Here is a 16,775-nt window from a genome sequence, read left to right on the forward strand (position 1 = left end):
CGTCGTGTGGACATCCCTCGCGGGGAACGGCAAGCTGGACCACCGCGCACGAAGTCCCAGTCCCCGATGACGGGCGCACCTTGGCGGCCAGTTCCCCCGAACCAGGAGTGCAGACTTGGACGAGGTAGCGCCATCGACGGTCCCCGCGGATTCCCGTGCCGCGGCCACGGCGGGACGGCTGCCCAACCCGGACAGCCGGGTGGTCCGGGCGGCCGTGGCCGGTGATCCGGACGCGATCCGGGAATTGGCCCGTTTCCTTTGCCCGCACGTGTTCCGCTACTGCGCGAGCAGGCTCGGGAGCGGCGGAACGGGCGCTTGCGACGCGCAGGACTGCGCGCAGGAGGTGTTGCAGGCGGTCCTGATCGCCTTGCCCCGCTACCGGTATCGCCCGGACCGGTTCCTCGCGTTCGTCCTCGGGATCGCCGGGCACAAGGTGGCGGATCTGCAGCGGCGCCGCTCCCGCGAACCGGTCGCCTCCGTCCCGGAGATCGGCGACGGGCTGCCGCTCTGGGCCCGCCGCGACCCGGACGAGATCGAACGCCTGGAACACCGGTTGCAGGCCGGCGTCCTGCTGGCGAAACTGCCGATGCCGCACCGGCAGGTGCTCGCACTCCGGTTCGTTTTCGGGCTCTCGGCCGAGGAGACCGCCGAACGGCTCGGCCTGCCCGGTGCCGGAGCGGTCCGCGCGGCCCAGTTCCGCGCGCTCGCGCGGCTTCGGGCGCTGCTCACCGAGCGGAACGCCCGGTACGCGACCGATGTCCCGATCATCGGACAGGTCGCCGAACCGGAGCTCGTCCCGGTATAGAACCGTCCACTTAGGACGATCGAGTTCTTGTACGCGCCTTGTACGGGGATCCACCATCCTGTCCCCCTATTCGGGGAAACCACTGGAGGACAGAGATGAAGATCCGATCGAGGATCGCCGGCGGCTTGAAGGGCGCGGTGGGCACGATCGCCCTGGCCGGGGCGATCATGCTCGGCGGCGCGGGTGAGGCGCTCGCGGCGACGGGCACGGTGAACACCGACTCCGGGGTGGCGGTGACCGTGCGATCGAGCCCGAGCACCAGCGCGAGTTCGGTCGGCACCGTCGCGAGCGGCACCGCCGTCACGATCGACTGCCAGACGAACGGCTCGACCGTGACCGGGAAGTACGGCACCACCGACATCTGGGACTACGTGCCGTCGAAGGGCGGCTACATCAGCGACGCCTACGTCTACACCGGTTCGGACGGCAGGGTCGCCCCGGACTGCGCCGGCGGCACCCTCGCCTGCTCCACCGCCGGCACCGGCAACCCGCGGACCTGCGCCGAAGCCATCGCATGGGCGAAGGCGCACGTGCACACCCACAACGACCCCGACTACTACCGCTGGTGCGACCGGATCAACGCGTGGGCCTACGGCTGGAACGCGAGCGGTTCGGAAACGGCCTACGTCCACTGGACCCAGATCCCCGGTTCGTTCAAGCACCCCGGCGACACCCAGGTCCCCGCGGGCGGGCTCGCCTTCTTCAGCAACGGCGGTACCGGGCACGCGATGTTCTCCATCGGCGGCGGCAAGTTCCTGTCGAACGACATCCACGGCCCCGGCAGCTTCACCGAGACCACGATCGCGGAGATCAAGAACACCTGGGGCTACACCTATCTCGGCTGGTCGCAGCCGTGGTTCAAGATCAACCACTGACCGCACGAGTGGCCTCGAAACGCTGCCGGACGAAGGGGTCCTCGTCCGGCAGCGTTTCCTCCGCCCGCCACGAGAAGCTCTCGTGGGTCAGCTCGGAGAAGATCCACCGGCGCCGGACGCCGTCGGTGTCGGTGTCGGCTTCGATCTCGAAGCCGTCGTCGGTCCGCTTGCCGAGGAACGGGATCACCCAGCCGTTGCCGGGGCCGAGCCAGGTCGACCGGAACGCGTCGATCTTTTCGTCGTAGAAGCGCAGGCTCATCCCCCACTCGCCGTCCACCCCGTCACCCCGGCTTGGCCTGGCGGGGCTGATCCACACGTCGGCCAGCGCGCGGCCGTCGAGCGCCCAGCCGAAATGCCATTCCCCGTCGACGGTCCGGACGGTCCCGTCCTCGGCGTAGTTGTGCACCACGAGGTCCCAGCTACCGATCAGCGGCTCGAACACGGCCAGCCGTCCGGCGAGTTCGGGACGCGGTCCCGGGGCGGTGAAGACGGCGGCGATCCGTTCCATGACGTCCATCCGGCCAGGATGACTATTTGACAGTATGCTGTCAAATATGACCGACCTCGTCCGCGACTACCGGCTGCTCATCGCCGACGTCTACGAACTGGCGGGACTGAGCCGCCGGATCAGCGAGCGGGAGGCCGCCGGACAGGACACCACGGTCGCCCGCTGGCACGTGCTCAGCACCGTGTCCGAAGAACCGCTCGCCGTTCCCGCCATCGCGCGACGGCTCGGCCAGGTCCGTCAAGCCGTGCAACGCGTCGCGGACGACCTCGCCGAGGCGGGCCAGCTTCGCGCGGAGCCGAATCCCGCCCATCGCCGCTCACCCCTGTACGCCATCACGCCCGAGGGCGCACGGCTGCTGGAGCGACTGTGGGACGCGAGTGGATCCCGGCGTCGCGACATGCTCGCCGACAGCGGCGTCACCCCCGATGAGCTGCGGCAAGCCCGAGACACCCTGCGCAGGTTGTCAACCGCGCTCAGCTCGTGAAACCGCCCTTTCGTCGCATCGTGATAAAAAGCGGCCACGGATGCGGGTTAGAGTTGACGGATGGGCACCGAAGCTCTCGCTACTCCCGCACCCCGGGAGCAGCGTGTGCTCATGCAGGCGATGCTCACCCGGCTGCCCGAGTTCAGTGACCGCCTCGCCCAGCTCCTCAGCGACGAGGACGAGTTCTACCACCAGGTGGACAGCACCGCGCCGGACGAGTTGCGCAAGGTCTGCCGGGCCAATCTCGAACGGGCGCTGACCGCGCTCGTCGAGGGGCGGGGGCTCCCGCTCGACGCGGCCCGCAAGACCGGGCTTGCCCAGGCCAGGCAGGGTATTCCGCTGCCGTCCGTGCTCCGCGCGTTCCGCATCGGCGGGATCTTCGTCTACGAGCGCCTGCTGGAGCTGGCCGGCCCCGGCTTCATCAATCCGGCCCGCACGGTGGAGATCAACTCCAATGTCTGGAAGACCATCGACCTCTACTCCGACGCGCTGACCACCGCGTACAGCGAGGTCGCCGCCGAACTCTCCCAGGAGAAGCTCGCCCTGCTGGACGGCCTGCTGCAAGGCCGGTTCGCCACCCAGACCGAACTCGAGAACGCGGCCAAGGAACTCGATCTCCCGGCGGCGGGCACTTTCGTCGCCGTCGTGACCGAGTCCGTCGATCCGGACGAACGGCCCGGCGTCGAAGCCCTGCTGCGAGCCCGGCGCTGGAAGTCGGCCTGGCGGCCCGGTGCCGAGGTCGGCCTGGTCGTGATCGACCGCGTCGAGGACGTCCGGCGGTTGCGCGACGTACTGGGCACCCTGCCGCTGGCGGTGGGCATGAGCAGACCGTTCAACGGGTTCCTCGAGGTGCCGGACGCGGTCCACCGGGCCAGGATCGCCCGCCGGTCACTGACCACCGGCGCCGCCGGGGTCGCCGTCTTCGGCGACTCCCCGGTCACCACGCTGGTCGCGAGCGCACCGGAGACGTCGCGGGACGTCCTGCGCTCGGTGCTGACCGGGCTCCTGGTGCTGCCCAAGCCGGAGCGGCAGGTCCTGCTCGACACGCTGGTCGCGTGGTTCGCCGGACACGGCTCGGCCAAGGAGGCCGCGGACCGGCTGATCGTCCACCCGAACACGGTCCGGTACCGGCTGCGCCGCGTGCAGGAACTGACCAGACGCGACCTGTCCGATCCGGTCGACGTCGGCGAGCTCTACGTCGCTTTGGAGGCGGTCCGGCTGGCGGGCGACGCCTAGGCGCCGTCAGGGCCGACTGGGCGCGAAGACCGCGAACACGACTTGCCGGACGGCGCCTAGCTCCGTCTCTCCGGCGCCATGTCGGCGTCGATGATCCTCGCTAGGTCCAGCAGCGTGTGCCCGAGACCGGGCCGCGCGGTGAGCCGCACCGCGAGGGTCCGGCCGCGCGCGGTCGTGGCGACCGGCAGGGTCACCTCGGGATTCGCCGATCTCGTCCACTGTGGACGTCTTCCGGCCGCCGACAGGACGATATCGGGATGCGGGGACCGTCGCCCGGGGCGCCACCGTGATCTCCTGGCGTCGAGATCACGGATCACGTTGCCGTGCAACGAAAGCAGCGTTGCGACGTCGGCGACGGCGTCGCGGAGCTCGACGTCGGTGATCGAATCCGAGTAGGCGCCGATGTCCAGCGCGCGGGGATCGTTCGGGTCCTGCGGCACAAAGTTCCTTTCCATGCACCGGAAGTCGTCCGATGGTGGTCCCGCTAACCTTGTTCCCGGGAACAAACATGTTTGGCTGCCTGCGCCGAACGGCGGCGCACGTACCGCCTTCCGGTCGCACGGCGTACCTGTGACCCTCGGTCACACCTTTGACGCCGACCTGCCCGCGGGCCACTATCTGGCGACTGATTACCGATGGGTAATGTGTCTCACCAGGAGGACCGTTGCGTCGAGCGTTGAGCCTGATCTTCTTGGCATTAGGGGTGTTCGCCATCGCCGGCGCGGTGTTGCTGCCGACCTACGTCAAACCCGAACTCGCCAAGGTGCCACTGAACCAGGAATCGACGTCGGTCCTCGAAGGCACCGCGTCCAAGGTGCTCGCGGTGAAGACCGTCGACGGCAAGACCGTCACGGAGATCCGCGACGACGCCAAGCTGAGGGCGACCGCCCGCGTGGTGGCGAACTTCTCGCCGCCGGAGATGCGGGAGGGCACGGACGTCGCCGTGTGGCTGATGGCCGTCTCGGTCGTCGACACGAGCGACCAGACCGTGGTCAGCGCGAGCAAACGCCAGGTCTGCTTCGACCGCCGCACCGCGGAGGGCTATGTCCCGCCGGGCGGCGACCAGGAGGCGAAGTGCTCGGCCAACAGCAGCTTCGTCACCAAACTCAAGGAGAAGCCCGAAAAGGAGGGCGAGAAGCCTGAGGAGATCCAGGAGTACAAGCCGCAGCCCGGCCTGAACTTCAAGTTCCCCTTCGGCACCGAAAAGAAGGACTACCAGGTCTACGACGACAACACCGGCCGCGCCGTCCAGGCCCGGTTCCAGGGCGTCGAGGACATCAAGGGCGTCGAGGTCTACAAATTCGTCCAGGAGATCCCCGCCACGAAGATCTCGACGAAGAAGGTGCCGGGCTCGCTCATCGGCGCCACCGGCGACTCCGTCGAAGCAGGCCAGTTCTACCAGGGCACCATCACGAGCTGGATCGAGCCGGTGACGGGGATCCAGGTCAAGCAGGAACAGCGGTCGCACCAGGAACTGCGGTCGGCCGCGAACCCCACGCCCACGGTGGTCTTCGACGGCAAGCTGGCCTTCACCGACGCGACCGTCGACGCGATGGTCAAGCAGGTCGACGAGAACAAGGGAAAGCTGGACTTCATCGGCAGCACCGGGCCGATCGTGCTCGGGATCGGCGGCGCCGCCTTCCTGGCGCTCGGGGTCTTCCTGCTGGTGAAGCGGCGCCCCGCCCCCTCGCGTCACTGACGCTTGCGCAGCACCATCACCAGATTCCACGACGCGACTTCCCGGACGCCGGGGACGTGTGCGATCCACCGGGCCCAGGAGGGATGGTAGCGCGGGTAGACCTCCTGGAGATCGGCGTGCGGCGCGGCCTTCCCCCACCGGATGGCCGCGCCCGCCGAAAAGGCGAAAAGGCTCTCCCCGAATTTGTTCTTCGGCTCCTTGCCCTTCTTTCCGAGATAACGCCGCCGGGCGTAGTGGCCGCCGAGGAAATGCCACGGCGCCGTCTCGTGCCCACCCCACGGCGAATACCACGGTGTGAACGAGGCGAAAATCGTGCCGCCGGGTTTGGTCACCCGGCACATCTCGGCCAGCATGACATCGGGTTCGGAAACGTGTTCGAGGACGTTCGACGAATAGCAGACGTCCACCGACGCGGTGCGCACCGGCAGTTTCGTCCCGCTGCCGCGGACCATGTTCTCCCCGGCCTCTCCTCGCGCCGTCAGCTCTCCGACGTCGGGATCTATGCCAAGGTACGTGGCTCCGGCGGCGCGGAACGCGTCGGAGAAATAGCCAGGGCCACCACCGACGTCGACGATGGTTCGGCCGTTCAACGGAGTGTGCTGCGCCAATTGCCGGACCGAGTCGTCGGCGAGCACCGAGTAGAAACCGTCGGGATCCGTCTGTTCGGTGAGAAAGGCCCGGAACAGCGTCACCGATCTGCGCAAAGTGGCGCGATGAGGCATCGTTGCTGGGGTCACCGACCGATTACCGACCATCGAACCATCGCTTTCCGAGAATGATTCATCTACCGTGTACGCACCGGTAACCTAGCATTGTCGCTAACAGGTTGGGAGAACCACGATGGAACGGCCACGTGTGCTGCTCGTCAACTGGCGCGACACCGGGCATCCGGAGGGCGGCGGCTCCGAGCGGTACGTCGAGCGGATGGCCGAAGGGCTCGCCAAGGCCGGATACCGGGTCGAGATCCAGTGCGCCGCGTACCCGGGCGCGAACGCCGGGGAATGGCGCGACGGGGTCCGCTATCGCCGTCGTGGCAACAAGTTCGGTGTCTATCTCCATGCGCTCCGGGCGATCCGGAAGGCGCACGCCGACCTCGTCGTCGACGTCCAGAACGGGATGCCGTTCTTCGCCAGGCTGGTCGCGGGCTGCCCGGTTCTCGTGCTGGTGCACCACGTCCACAAGGAACAGTGGATCAGCGCGCTCGGCGAGACACTGGGCCGTATCGGCTGGTGGATCGAGTCGCGGCTGGCGCCGTGGCTGTTCCGGCACTGCCGCTACGTCACGGTTTCCGAGATCACCAAGGGCGAACTGGCCGGGCTCGGTGTCGAAGGCTCGCGGATCACCGTGGTACCCAACGGCTTGGACACTCCCCCGCGCGGCAACGCCGTCCGCGAAACCGAGCCGACGCTGGTCGCGGTCAGCAGGCTGGTGCCGCACAAGCGGATCGAGCACGCGATCGACGTCGTCGCGGAGCTGAGCCGGCGCTGGCCGACGCTGCGGCTCGAGGTCGTGGGCCAGGGCCCGTGGGAAGAGGTCCTGCGCCGGCACGCCCGCGACCGGGGTGTCGAAGACCGCGTCCGGTTGCACGGCTGGGTGGGCGAGCACGAGAAACACGAGATCCTGGAACGGTCCTGGCTGCACCTGTGCCCGTCGGTCAAGGAAGGCTGGGGAATCGTCATCATGGAAGCCGCCGCGCACGGCGTGCCCTCGGTGGCCTACCGCGCGGCCGGCGGGGTGGCCGAATCCATTGTGGAGGGCAAGACCGGATTGCTGGCAGACGACTTCGCCGATTTCACCGCACAGGTGGACGGGCTGCTCGCCGACCACGCACGGCGGGACGAGATGGGCAAGGCCGGCATCACCTGGGCGAGCCTGTTCGACTGGGAACACAGCGTGAATCGCTTCGAATCACTCGTGCGCGACGTGGCCGGGGTGGCCATCCCCCATCCCAGGGTCCTGACACCGCAGCGTTTCCACGAGCCCGTCGGCCAGGTCGGCCGTGGCGGCGTCGTCGAAGTCCTTGCGGCGTGCGCGCACGGTGACGGTGCTCGTCTCGCCGACGGTCACGGCGCCGAACGCCACGCCTGAGCGGCCGCTGGCGGCGGGATAGAAAGCGATCGAGGTGACCGCGTCCGCCGCAGAAACGACGCCGAGATTGGAAACCAGATAGGTCGAACCGAGCCTGCTCGCCAGCAGCCGGGTACCCAGCCGGGCGATCCTGCTGCTGCGGGCGGGGAAATCGGGTTCCGGCGGCTGGGCGGCCAGCAGCGCGCCCACTTCGGCGACCGTGGGTTTCGCGCCGAGCCGCAACCGGAAGAACGCGCTGTCGTGCAAGGGTTCCGGCGCGGCTCCACTTCGCCAGGACGCGCCGACCGCGGCCACCACCCTGGCGGCTTCTTCGCCGTGCCGGGCGTTCCACGTCTCGGTCAGGTTGGCGGCTGCCGCGGCGAAGGCCGAGGACCCGAGCCGTGAGCGAGGGAGCATCCTGGCGGCGAACACGTCTCCTGGGCGACTTTCGGCTCGTTCCGGGGTGATCCTCGCCGGAGGCGTGAAAAGCGCTTCAGCGAGACGCTGGAAGGCGGAAACGAGAAAGGATCGATCGGCCGTGCGCGCGCCGATTCCCTTGGCGGCGGACGAGATCGGGATGTCCAGGGCCAGCCCGAGGACGGCGAGCAGGCCGAGACCGTCGAGGGCGCCGTGGTGCGCGGCGATCAGCACGACGGGCTCGTCGACGCCGACCGCGACCCGGAGCAACGGCGCGCCGCGCTCGTACGAGGTCTCGGCGAAACGATCGCGGATCGCCGGAAGTTCTTCACCGGAAACGGCCACGACTTCGGGAGCGGCGCCGAGCCACGGCCGCTCCTCGACCGCGACCGCGAGCCGCATGCGCGCCTTTTCCGGCGTCAGCGACGAAGCCAGTCTCGCTTCCAGGAGGATGCTCCAGGAAACGGTGGGGTCGCCGTAGAGCCCGACGACCCGGCCGGCATGGTCGGAAGCGAGCTCGGACACCGGCTCAGCGGTTGCCGTAAATGACGTGCTCGGGGCTCGAGTTCGGGTTGAACTGCTCCTTGATCTTCGCCTGCACCTGGGGTGCGGCGTCCGGATCCGCGGTGTTCGTCAGCGCGTAACTCCCGCCCGCGGCCGTCGCGAGCCCGATGATGACGGCGGCTGCCGCGCCGATGAGGGTGCCCAAGACCTACTCCTTCCGAGACAGGGAATTCCTGCGTCGGCTCAATGTACGCACCGGTAACTTGAGGCACAACAGTGCGACCGCGATCGACACCAGCGCTACTCCGTTTGCCAGCACCACGGGGATCGGTGATCGCACTCCGGTCACGGCGGGCTCACCGGGAGTGCGGTAAAGCGTGAGCCAGTCACCGGACCACACCGGTTCCGCGCCGGTCAGCAACCGCGGATCGACCCGCCCCGGCGTCCCGCGTTCGACCAGGATCCAGCCGATTCCCGCCGCGGACAGGTCTTCCGGCGACCTCGCGGCGCGGACACGGTCCATTCTGGAATCCTCGCCCGTGATCTCCTCGCCGCCGACGCGCAGTGTGTCGTCGACGAGCACGGTTTCCGGGAGTGCACGTGGCGCCGGGTCCAGTTGTGTCCGGTGGTCGTTCCAGGCGAAACTCCGGAATGTGGACAGCGGCAACGTGACGACGTCGCCCGGCCGGTCGTCGTCGGCGAGTATCCGGTGGACGGCGTTCCAGTCGTCCGGGTAGCGCACCGCTTCCAGCCTTCCCCAGCCGCCCCAGGCGAGATCGGGCATGGTGAGCAAGGGAAAGAGCGCGGCGGCCGCGACGAGCGCCCCGCGCGCCGCCCCCGTCCGCAGGCGCGCGGCGGCGGCCTCGACCGCCAGCGCGAACCCGAGCGCGACCGGAAGCGCCCACCAGGCCACCCATTTCTGCGCGTCCCGCAGCAGTCCCGCGCCGGGGACGTGCCCCATCGCCCAGGAGAGCACGGGTTCGCCGAACGGCAGGGTCGCCAGCGCGGCGAGCACGACACCGAGAACTCCCAGCAGCAGCAACGCTCTCGCCGGCGGCGTCCCCCACTTTCGCGCCAGCGGGCGGAGCCCGGCCAAGGCCACGGTGACCGTGACGAGGATCAGCACCGGGGCCATCGGCGCGCCCCGGCTGCCAGGAACGACGTCGCCGTTCCAGATCCCGCCGAGCCCGAGCACGCTCAGGATCGCCGGGCCCCAGCTTTCCGCGCGGGCGCTGAAGGCGGCCACCCCGGCGGGATCGGACAGCGTGCCGCCGTCGTGCAGGAACGTCGGGACGAGCCACGGCAGGTTGAGCACGACGGCGAGACCGAGGGTGTGGCCGAGTTTCCGTGGGCCGGCCAATGCGATCGCGGTGAGCGCGGCCAACACACCACCGGGTGGCGTGAGCACCGCCGGCGCGCAGGCGAGCACCAGTCCCGCGAGCGCCCTCGGTTCGTTCCGGCGCAGGGAAAGCGCGGCGCGCACGATCCACGGGAGGCAGGCGTAGGTGAGCAGAAGCGGCCAATGCCCGATGAACAACCGCTCCGCGAAATAGGCCGTCCACGCGTAACCGGTGGCCGCGACGATCCGCGTACCGAGCTGCTCCGTCGGGACCAGCCGTCCTGCGCCGTATGCCGCGAGGAACAGCGAGAGCAGCAAGACGATTTTCTGGACGATGTCGCCCGGAACCACCGTGGTCGCGAGCGCGATCACGGCGTCGGCGGGGACCGAGCGCGGCAGGGCCGAACCGAGCCCGAGCGCGTCCGGGATCAGCGACTGACGCTGGGCGAACACCATGTCGTAACTCAGGACGAAGCCGCGTCCGAGCACGGGAAGGAACACCAGCGTCGCCAGCCCGGCCGACGCCGCGGCCAGTACGAGACGTGCGCGCCGTGCGTCCAACTGCTCTTCCCTTTCCGCCTCGATCGCGGTTATGGTCGCGGAGATTACCCGCCGGTAATGGGAGCACCGTTGAGCGTAGACGTCGAGGTCGGCGAGACCAGGACCGACAAGCGTGTCGCGGCGATCCTCGTTTCCCTCGCACTGGCGGCCAACAACGCCGGCGCCTACGCGCTGAGCATCATCGCCGCCCGGCTGCTCGCGCCGAGCGCGTTCGGTGAGCTGAGCTCCCTGCTGGCGGTGCTGGTGATCGGCGTCGTCCCCGCGATGGGTCTGCAAACCGTCGTCGCGCTGCGGGTGGCCCGCAAACCGCAGGACAGCGGGACACTCCTCGCGCTCGGCCTCACCACGAGTGCCATCGTCGCGACCATCGGCCTGCTCCTGGCGCCGGTGCTGGTCTTCGTGCTGCACCTGGATTCCGTGGTGCCCGCGCTGCTGCTCGCCGTCACGCTCGGCCCGCTGACGCTGCTCGGCCTGTTCCACGGCCTGTTGCAGGGCAGCGGCCGTTTCGCCCGCCTGGCCGGGCTCATGGCACTCGAAGGCGCGGGCAAGGTCGGCGGCTCGCTGATCGGCCTGCTGATCGGCGGCGACGCCACCGGCGCGCTTGCCGGGACCGCGCTCGGCTCGTACCTGGTGATCTTCTGCGGCTGGATCCTCTGTGGACGGCAGCGCCCGCGGAAGACGGGCTGGCACGCGGGCGAAGTCCTGCACGCGGCGCAGGCGATGCTGGCGCTGGTCCTGCTGGTGAACCTCGACCTCGTGCTGGCGCGCCACACCCTCCCCGCGACCGAGGCCGGTGAATACGCGCTCGGCGCGATCGTCACGAAGATCGCCTACTGGCTCCCCCAAGCCGTCGGCGTCCTGGTGCTCCCCCGTTTCGCGAACGGTGACGACCGGCGCCGCATCCTGCCCGCCGCCCTCGCCGTCTGCGCCGCCTTGGATTCCCTGGTCCTTCTCGTCTCGTTGGTCTTCGGCCCCCGTTTGCTCTCGTTCATCGGCGGCTCCGGCTATGCCGCCAGCACCATGCCGGTCTGGCCGTTCGCCCTCGCCGGCTCGATGCTCGCGCTGGTGCAGATCCTGCTGTTCTCGCGCCTCGCCGCCGGCGACCGGCGGGTGACCGTGCTGATGTGGACGACCGTCGTCGTGGAGACGGTGCTGGTGACGGCTTGGCTGCACTCTTCGGCCGTTCAGGTGGTGACCGTGGCCGCTTGTTGTGCCGGGGGTTTGGCTCTGTCCGGAGCCGTGCTGGAGTGGCGGTCGCGGCGGGCGTGACCGGCTCATCCGATGTGCACGTCAGGTCGAGGACGTCGCTGGGCACTGCGAAAAGCCGCCCTGAGTTCGGTCAGGACCACGTCCGGTTCGGTACGAATACGGGACGGCAAGGTTTGGAGAACGACGATCCCGGCGGCGGCGTAGCGCGCGTTTCGCGCGAGGGTCGCGCGGAAGTGGTCGCCGTCGGCGTGATAGCCACGGGAATCGACTTCCCAGGCGAACCCGATCTCGTCGCACCACCCGTCCGGTTTCGCGACGAACCGGCCTTCCGCATCGAAGACCTTCACGTTCCATCGGAACTCCGGCAAGCCCGAACGCCGCCACAGGTGCCACGCGTCGGCCTCGGCGACCGAATGCGCACCGCCCAGGATCGGCACCAGCGCCCGTAGCAGTCTCCCGTCGAACCGGGACCGCCCGTCGATTTCGGCGGCGAGTGCCTGCGGCAGGCAATGACGTTCTTGCGTCGCTTCGGCCATCATCGCCACGATCGAGTCCGAATCGCGTGTTCGGCGTGCCGCGTCGATCACCGCCCGCGGCACAGGAGCGGTGGGAACACCGGCTCTGCTCAGTGGCGTGGGCAGGCGCCGCGTCCGTTCGACGTGGACGAACCCGGTACTGGTGATAGCCCGTCCCGCCGGGACGAGGACATGCACGTCGCCGAAATCCGGGAGTCTTCGCATGCCGTAGCGCCTGAGCGCTGGCACTCCGGTGAGCACCGCACCTTCACGAGCGAAAACCAGGCTCGCTTCGATCCGCTGCTCGTCGGTCGGCTCGCCGTTTCCGAGCAGAACGACTCCGGGCAGCAGCATCCGCCAGACACCACCGGGCTCACATCGGCGCCAGATGGTCCTCCTGGGCACGCCGAGCTCTTCGAGTCGTTTGACCCCCGCCACTGCCGGGCCGCTCGTCATCAGTGGGTGCTGTGCCCACTCCCCTCTTCGCACCTGATCAGCTTGAACCCGGCCACCGACAGAAACCGCAGGTTCATGTCGTGACCGGTCCGGTGAAGCGGGGGTGTGTGGAAATAGGGACATTCAACGTCCCTATTTCCACACACCCCTCACGTTCTGTCACCTTCGGGCTCGCGTCCAGCGAACCAGGGCACACACGTCGCCACCATCGCCGCCGCCGCCAGCAGCAGCGAAGCCTGCGTCACCGGACCGTAAGCCCACTCCTGCCCGTGCCCCAGCAGCCGTCCCACCACCGCGACGAGCGTTCCCACGACCATGCCGCCGAAAGCGAGGTAGCGCGGCGCGCGTTCGCTGAATTGCCGTGCCAGCAAGACGGCGATCAGCAGCACGATCGGCAGCATCCCGCCCAGGACGGCCAGCAGGCCGATGAGCACCATCGGCACCACCCGCCCGGAGCCCGCCTCCACCGGAATACGTCGCCGCCGGACCGGCCACAGGGCGCCGATCAGCACCAGCAGGATCGCGACCGCCCCGATCAGCAGGCCGGAGCGGTACTTCCAGTCCGGGGTGAACTCCAGTTGTACGACACCGCCGGAGCCGGCGGGCAGGATCCACGCCTGCTGCCAGCCGTCGACGCGTGTCTTCACCAGCGGAGTCCCGTTCAGCGAAGCGGTCCAGCCCGCGTTCGCGTTCTCCGGAACGGCCAGAATGGACTCGTCGCCGCCCGCGACGGTGACCGAGCGGGACGTCGCGTCCCAGGAGTCCACGGTGACGGCACGGTGTCCGGCGACTCCAGAAACCCGCCCGACAGGCTTCAGCCAGAGGTCTTGGACCACAAAGGACTCGGAACGGTCGGTCCGCAGTTCGTGTCCACCAGCCGCCAGGTCGACGCCGCCCGCCGAATCAGGGCACGCGGAGAGCGTCAGCGGCCGGTGTGCGACGAAATCGGCGAGGGTGCCGCGCACGGACGTGTCATAGTCGAAGCCGTCCAGGCGGACGTTCGGACCCGATCCGCACGGCAGGGTGAATTCCGAGGCCGGGGCGGGAAGTTCGGCACCGGTCAGGGACAGGCTCCCGATGCCCAGCGAGTGCCGTGTCCGCTGGTCGTCGTCGAGACCGGCGAACGCGATCTTCAGCTGCGAGGTTTCCAAGGGGGCGAAGGTCGCGGCGCCGGAGGAGTCGAGTTCCACGGAACGGCTCGACGTCGGCGTGGTCAGTTCCAGCCGCGCGGGCGCGGCCGTGTCGGCGGCGACGCGGATCCCCGAGATCGTCTGGGGTTTCGCCCAGTCCAGGGTCAACGTCGGCCGCAGATCGGTGACGTCGGGCAGCCACGTGGTCGCCGGATTCCCGTCCACCGCGGCGAAGCCGCTCGCCGAGGGATCCCCGCCCAGTTGCGAAGTCGCCGAAACCTGCACGCCGGGCAGGGCCACCGGGAACCGGCCGCCGACCGCGGGCAGCACGGTGCCGCCGAACTCGTAGGCGCTCCGCGACGTCGTCGAGAACAGCCGCCGGATGCCGTCCGGTTCTTCACCGTCGCGGCCCGCGTTGGCATCGCAGCGGACGCGTCCTCCGTCGGGCACGCACGCGTAACGCGGTTGCGGGCCCCGGGTGAACGCGAAGCCCGGAGCCGCACCGGGGCCGAGGTCGGCGGGGACTTCGAGCGCGCGTTGCGGGTCGACGTCGGGGATCTTCAGTTCCGAGATCCCGACGTTGCCGTCCTGCCTGCCGACCACGAGCGAAAGCAACGTGATCCGCACCTTGCGCGTCACCCCCGCGGGCGCCGGGTAGGTGTGCGCCCCCGCACCCCGGACGACCTGGTGATCGACGGAACCGTTGTCCGTGGTGATCCGGATCCGGGTCGGCGGCCAGCCGACCCGGATGTCGTCGACCATCGCGAGATCGACCGAGTTCACCAGCCTCGGCGTATCGAGTTCGACTTCGAGCCATTCGCCGATCGGACCGGTGAAACTCGACGAATGCCAAGCAGTACGCGGATCCCCGTCCAGCGCGGCGAACGGCTGGTGGCTCGGGTCCGAACCGCCGAACGCGTCCGCGAACGAAGCCGCCGTCGACGCGTCGACCGAACGGATCCCCCGGTAGGCGGCCACGGTCTGATGTTGCTCTCCGGGAAACGGCAACACGTCCAGCGCGGCTCGTTGCTGCCGCGCGGATTCCCCGGCCGTCAGGGTCTGGCTCAGGTTGTCCCGCACGCCGCCGACGTTGCGTTCGGCACGCCGCAGCCCGTCGGTGACCAGCCGCGGCCCGGTCGGCGAGCCGCCGTCGCCGGTCAGCACCGTCGGCGTGCCGGGGTCGAGCTGCCCGGAGTTCATCAGCGGCAGCAGGTTCTCCGGGCCGCCGCTCACCGTCGGGACGTCCTTCGCGGACGTCGCGGTGACGAGCGGAACCGGCCGCTTCACTTCGAAGATCTCCAGCGGCCCGAACTGGGCCGACTTCTCGATCCCCGGCGACCCCGCCAGACCGGCCCGCAACGTCGTGAAGTCGGGCGCGCCGACCCTGGCGCGGTCGATGTCGCCGCGCAGCACCAGGAACCGGTAGCCCGACCGCGCCAGCAGCGCCGCGAGCCCGGGATCCCCTCTGCCGTCGGCCAAAGCGGCGTCGACGGAGTCCATCAGGCGGGTGTTGCCCTCCGAACCCAACGGGACCTGATTGCGCACCGCCCACGGACTGTCCGCGATGGCCTGCGCCGGTTCGTCCACCGTGCGGCCCCAGTCGTACTCGCCGAACCCGGTCGCGGGCAGCAGCAGCGTGCGCGCCGTGGCGTCGGCCTTGGCGACATGCCCCATCGCGTCGTACCAATATCCCGGCACTTCGTCCCAGCCCGGTCCGGGCCGCAAGGTCAGCAGCCATACCGGCGCGGCCATCGCCACCACCAGCACGGCGCCCAGCGCGGGCCGCAGATTTCGCCGCAGCGCGGGCGCGGCGCTCGTGATGCCGTGCACGAACGCCAGCATCAACGGCAGCCGCAGCACCGGCTCGAATTTGTGCACGTTCCGCAGCGGCGCGAGCGGCCCGTCGAGCAGATGCCGCACCGGTTCCGCCAGCGGGCTGTCGAGCGTGCCGACATAGCCGACGGTCAGCAGCGTCAACCCGGTCAGGACGCCGAGCACCAGGAAACGGCGTTCCGGCAGGCCACGCCGCGCGAGACCGAGCAGCCCCACCGCGGCCACCAGCCCGGTGGCCGTCATCAGCACGGGATTGTCGATCAGCGCCCAGCCCGACGGCCACCACGGCGTGCCTTGCACGACGTAGGCGACCCACTGGTTCGTGCCGCGCAGCACTTCGAACAGCGACATCGGCGCCGTGGTGTTGGTCGCGGATTCGATGTAGTCGAGGAACGGCAGGCTGTACTGGCCGAGCAGCACCAGCGGCAGGAACCACCACAGCACCACGCCGACGACGAAGACGAACCACCAGATGACCAGCGCGACGTGCGTGCTCCGCCATTTCCGGCTCAGCAACCACAATCCCGGGAGCACGAGCGCCATCACGACCATCGCGCCGTTGATCCCGCCCATGCACAGCACGGCGAGCGCGGACAGCCCGGCGGCACGGCGCGGCGAACCGATGCGGTCGGCGAGGATCAGCGGCAGCAGCACCCACGGCAGCAGGACGGCGGGCAGCATCTCCGAGGACAGCGAACCGATTTCGGTGACCATCCTCGGCGCGAGGGCGTAACCGACTGCTCCGATCAGCCGAGTCCGTTCGTTCCCTATTTTCAGCGCCCGGGCCACCAGCAGCGCGCCCCCGAAGGCGACCGAAAGCAGGATCGCGCACCACAACCGCTGCGCGATCCACACCGGGATCCCGGCCGCCTGGCACAGTGCGAAGAACGGCCCCATCGGGAACAGGTAGCCGTACGCCTGGTTCTGCAACTCCCCCGCCGTCGCCTGGGGATTCCACAGGTGCAGCGCCCGGCCGAGGAAGGCGAGCGGATCCACGGCGAGATCGAGTTTCGTGTCGAACGTCGTCCTGCCGGGACGCTGCACAAAGGACAGCACGGTGAGCGCCAGCACGATCCACGTGCTCGGCCGTTTCGCAAGCGCCCCGGGGGTTACCATCCGGTAGATACTAGGCGGAAA

Annotated in this window: 14 protein-coding genes; 7 read left to right on the top strand and 7 right to left on the bottom strand. The window is 69.3% G+C overall.

The genetic code is table 11. The features are described 5' to 3' along the window. Positions 1-115 precede the first annotated feature (115 nt). Both ACZ3HL_RS41020 and ACZ3HL_RS41025 read left to right on the top strand, forming a co-directional pair. The gene (locus ACZ3HL_RS41020) at positions 116-805 is read left to right on the top strand and encodes a sigma-70 family RNA polymerase sigma factor (protein ID WP_465421129.1); all 690 of its coding nucleotides are present in this window, start codon (positions 116-118) and stop codon (positions 803-805) included. Between the two features lie 95 nt (positions 806-900). Next, complete coding sequence (locus ACZ3HL_RS41025; protein WP_465421131.1) at positions 901-1,680, top strand: hypothetical protein; 780 nt, start codon at positions 901-903, stop codon at positions 1,678-1,680. Here the strand turns inward: ACZ3HL_RS41025 and ACZ3HL_RS41030 are convergent. After that, positions 1,670-2,197 carry a hypothetical protein gene (locus tag ACZ3HL_RS41030; RefSeq protein WP_465537156.1) on the bottom strand — a complete coding sequence of 176 codons (528 nt, stop codon included), beginning with the start codon at positions 2,195-2,197 and terminating at the stop codon, positions 1,670-1,672. The two genes, ACZ3HL_RS41025 and ACZ3HL_RS41030, sit on opposite strands and share 11 nt — an antisense overlap. 37 nt (positions 2,198-2,234) lie before the next feature. On the opposite strand from ACZ3HL_RS41030, the gene ACZ3HL_RS41035 reads away from it, so the two are divergent. Together ACZ3HL_RS41035 and ACZ3HL_RS41040 are read left to right on the top strand one after the other, a co-directional pair. Then, complete coding sequence (locus ACZ3HL_RS41035; RefSeq protein WP_465537157.1) at positions 2,235-2,672, top strand: MarR family winged helix-turn-helix transcriptional regulator; 438 nt, start codon at positions 2,235-2,237, stop codon at positions 2,670-2,672. Positions 2,673-2,732: 60 nt separating this feature from the next. Beyond that, positions 2,733-3,908 (top strand): PucR family transcriptional regulator, encoded by a 1,176-nt coding sequence (locus ACZ3HL_RS41040; protein ID WP_465421138.1) that lies wholly within the window; start codon positions 2,733-2,735, stop codon positions 3,906-3,908. A gap of 56 nt (positions 3,909-3,964) precedes the next feature. On the opposite strand, the gene ACZ3HL_RS41045 is transcribed toward ACZ3HL_RS41040, so the two are convergent. Continuing rightward, a complete protein-coding gene (locus tag ACZ3HL_RS41045) occupies positions 3,965-4,348 on the bottom strand; it encodes a hypothetical protein (RefSeq protein ID WP_465421140.1) in 384 nt (127 codons plus the stop codon). Between the two features lie 224 nt (positions 4,349-4,572). Between ACZ3HL_RS41045 and pgfA the strand changes: the two genes are divergently transcribed. Further along, positions 4,573-5,607 (top strand): cell envelope lipid trafficking protein PgfA, encoded by a 1,035-nt coding sequence (gene pgfA / locus ACZ3HL_RS41050; RefSeq protein ID WP_465537158.1) that lies wholly within the window; start codon positions 4,573-4,575, stop codon positions 5,605-5,607. Here the strand turns inward: pgfA and ACZ3HL_RS41055 are convergent. After that, on the bottom strand, positions 5,601-6,299 hold the full coding sequence (locus tag ACZ3HL_RS41055; RefSeq protein ID WP_465537197.1) for a class I SAM-dependent methyltransferase: 699 nt from the start codon (positions 6,297-6,299) through the stop codon (positions 5,601-5,603). The genes pgfA and ACZ3HL_RS41055 overlap by 7 nt on opposite strands. A 163-nt stretch (positions 6,300-6,462) precedes the next feature. On the opposite strand from ACZ3HL_RS41055, the gene ACZ3HL_RS41060 reads away from it, so the two are divergent. Then, on the top strand, positions 6,463-7,695 hold the full coding sequence (locus tag ACZ3HL_RS41060) for a glycosyltransferase family 4 protein (protein WP_465537198.1): 1,233 nt from the start codon (positions 6,463-6,465) through the stop codon (positions 7,693-7,695). A 925-nt stretch (positions 7,696-8,620) separates the two neighbouring features. On the opposite strand, the gene ACZ3HL_RS41065 is transcribed toward ACZ3HL_RS41060, so the two are convergent. Both ACZ3HL_RS41065 and ACZ3HL_RS41070 read right to left on the bottom strand, forming a co-directional pair. Continuing rightward, entirely contained in the window at positions 8,621-8,800 is a 180-nt protein-coding gene (locus ACZ3HL_RS41065; RefSeq protein WP_016335312.1) for a hypothetical protein, read from the bottom strand. Between the two features lie 3 nt (positions 8,801-8,803). Beyond that, complete coding sequence (locus tag ACZ3HL_RS41070) at positions 8,804-10,495, bottom strand: MmpA family trehalose lipid delivery protein (RefSeq protein WP_465537160.1); 1,692 nt, start codon at positions 10,493-10,495, stop codon at positions 8,804-8,806. 69 nt (positions 10,496-10,564) lie between these two features. Here ACZ3HL_RS41070 and ACZ3HL_RS41075 point away from each other — a divergent pair, with 69 nt between their 5' ends. After that, complete coding sequence (locus ACZ3HL_RS41075; RefSeq protein ID WP_465537162.1) at positions 10,565-11,764, top strand: lipopolysaccharide biosynthesis protein; 1,200 nt, start codon at positions 10,565-10,567, stop codon at positions 11,762-11,764. Positions 11,765-11,769: 5 nt separating this feature from the next. Here the strand turns inward: ACZ3HL_RS41075 and ACZ3HL_RS41080 are convergent, their stop codons facing one another. Together ACZ3HL_RS41080 and ACZ3HL_RS41085 are read right to left on the bottom strand one after the other, a co-directional pair. Then, the gene (locus tag ACZ3HL_RS41080; protein ID WP_465537164.1) at positions 11,770-12,624 is read right to left on the bottom strand and encodes a hypothetical protein; all 855 of its coding nucleotides are present in this window, start codon (positions 12,622-12,624) and stop codon (positions 11,770-11,772) included. 200 nt (positions 12,625-12,824) lie between these two features. Next, on the bottom strand, positions 12,825-16,754 hold the full coding sequence (locus tag ACZ3HL_RS41085) for an alpha-(1->3)-arabinofuranosyltransferase (protein ID WP_465537166.1): 3,930 nt from the start codon (positions 16,752-16,754) through the stop codon (positions 12,825-12,827). Positions 16,755-16,775 lie beyond the last annotated feature (21 nt).

Source organism: Amycolatopsis sp. NPDC000009 (assembly GCF_055563465.1).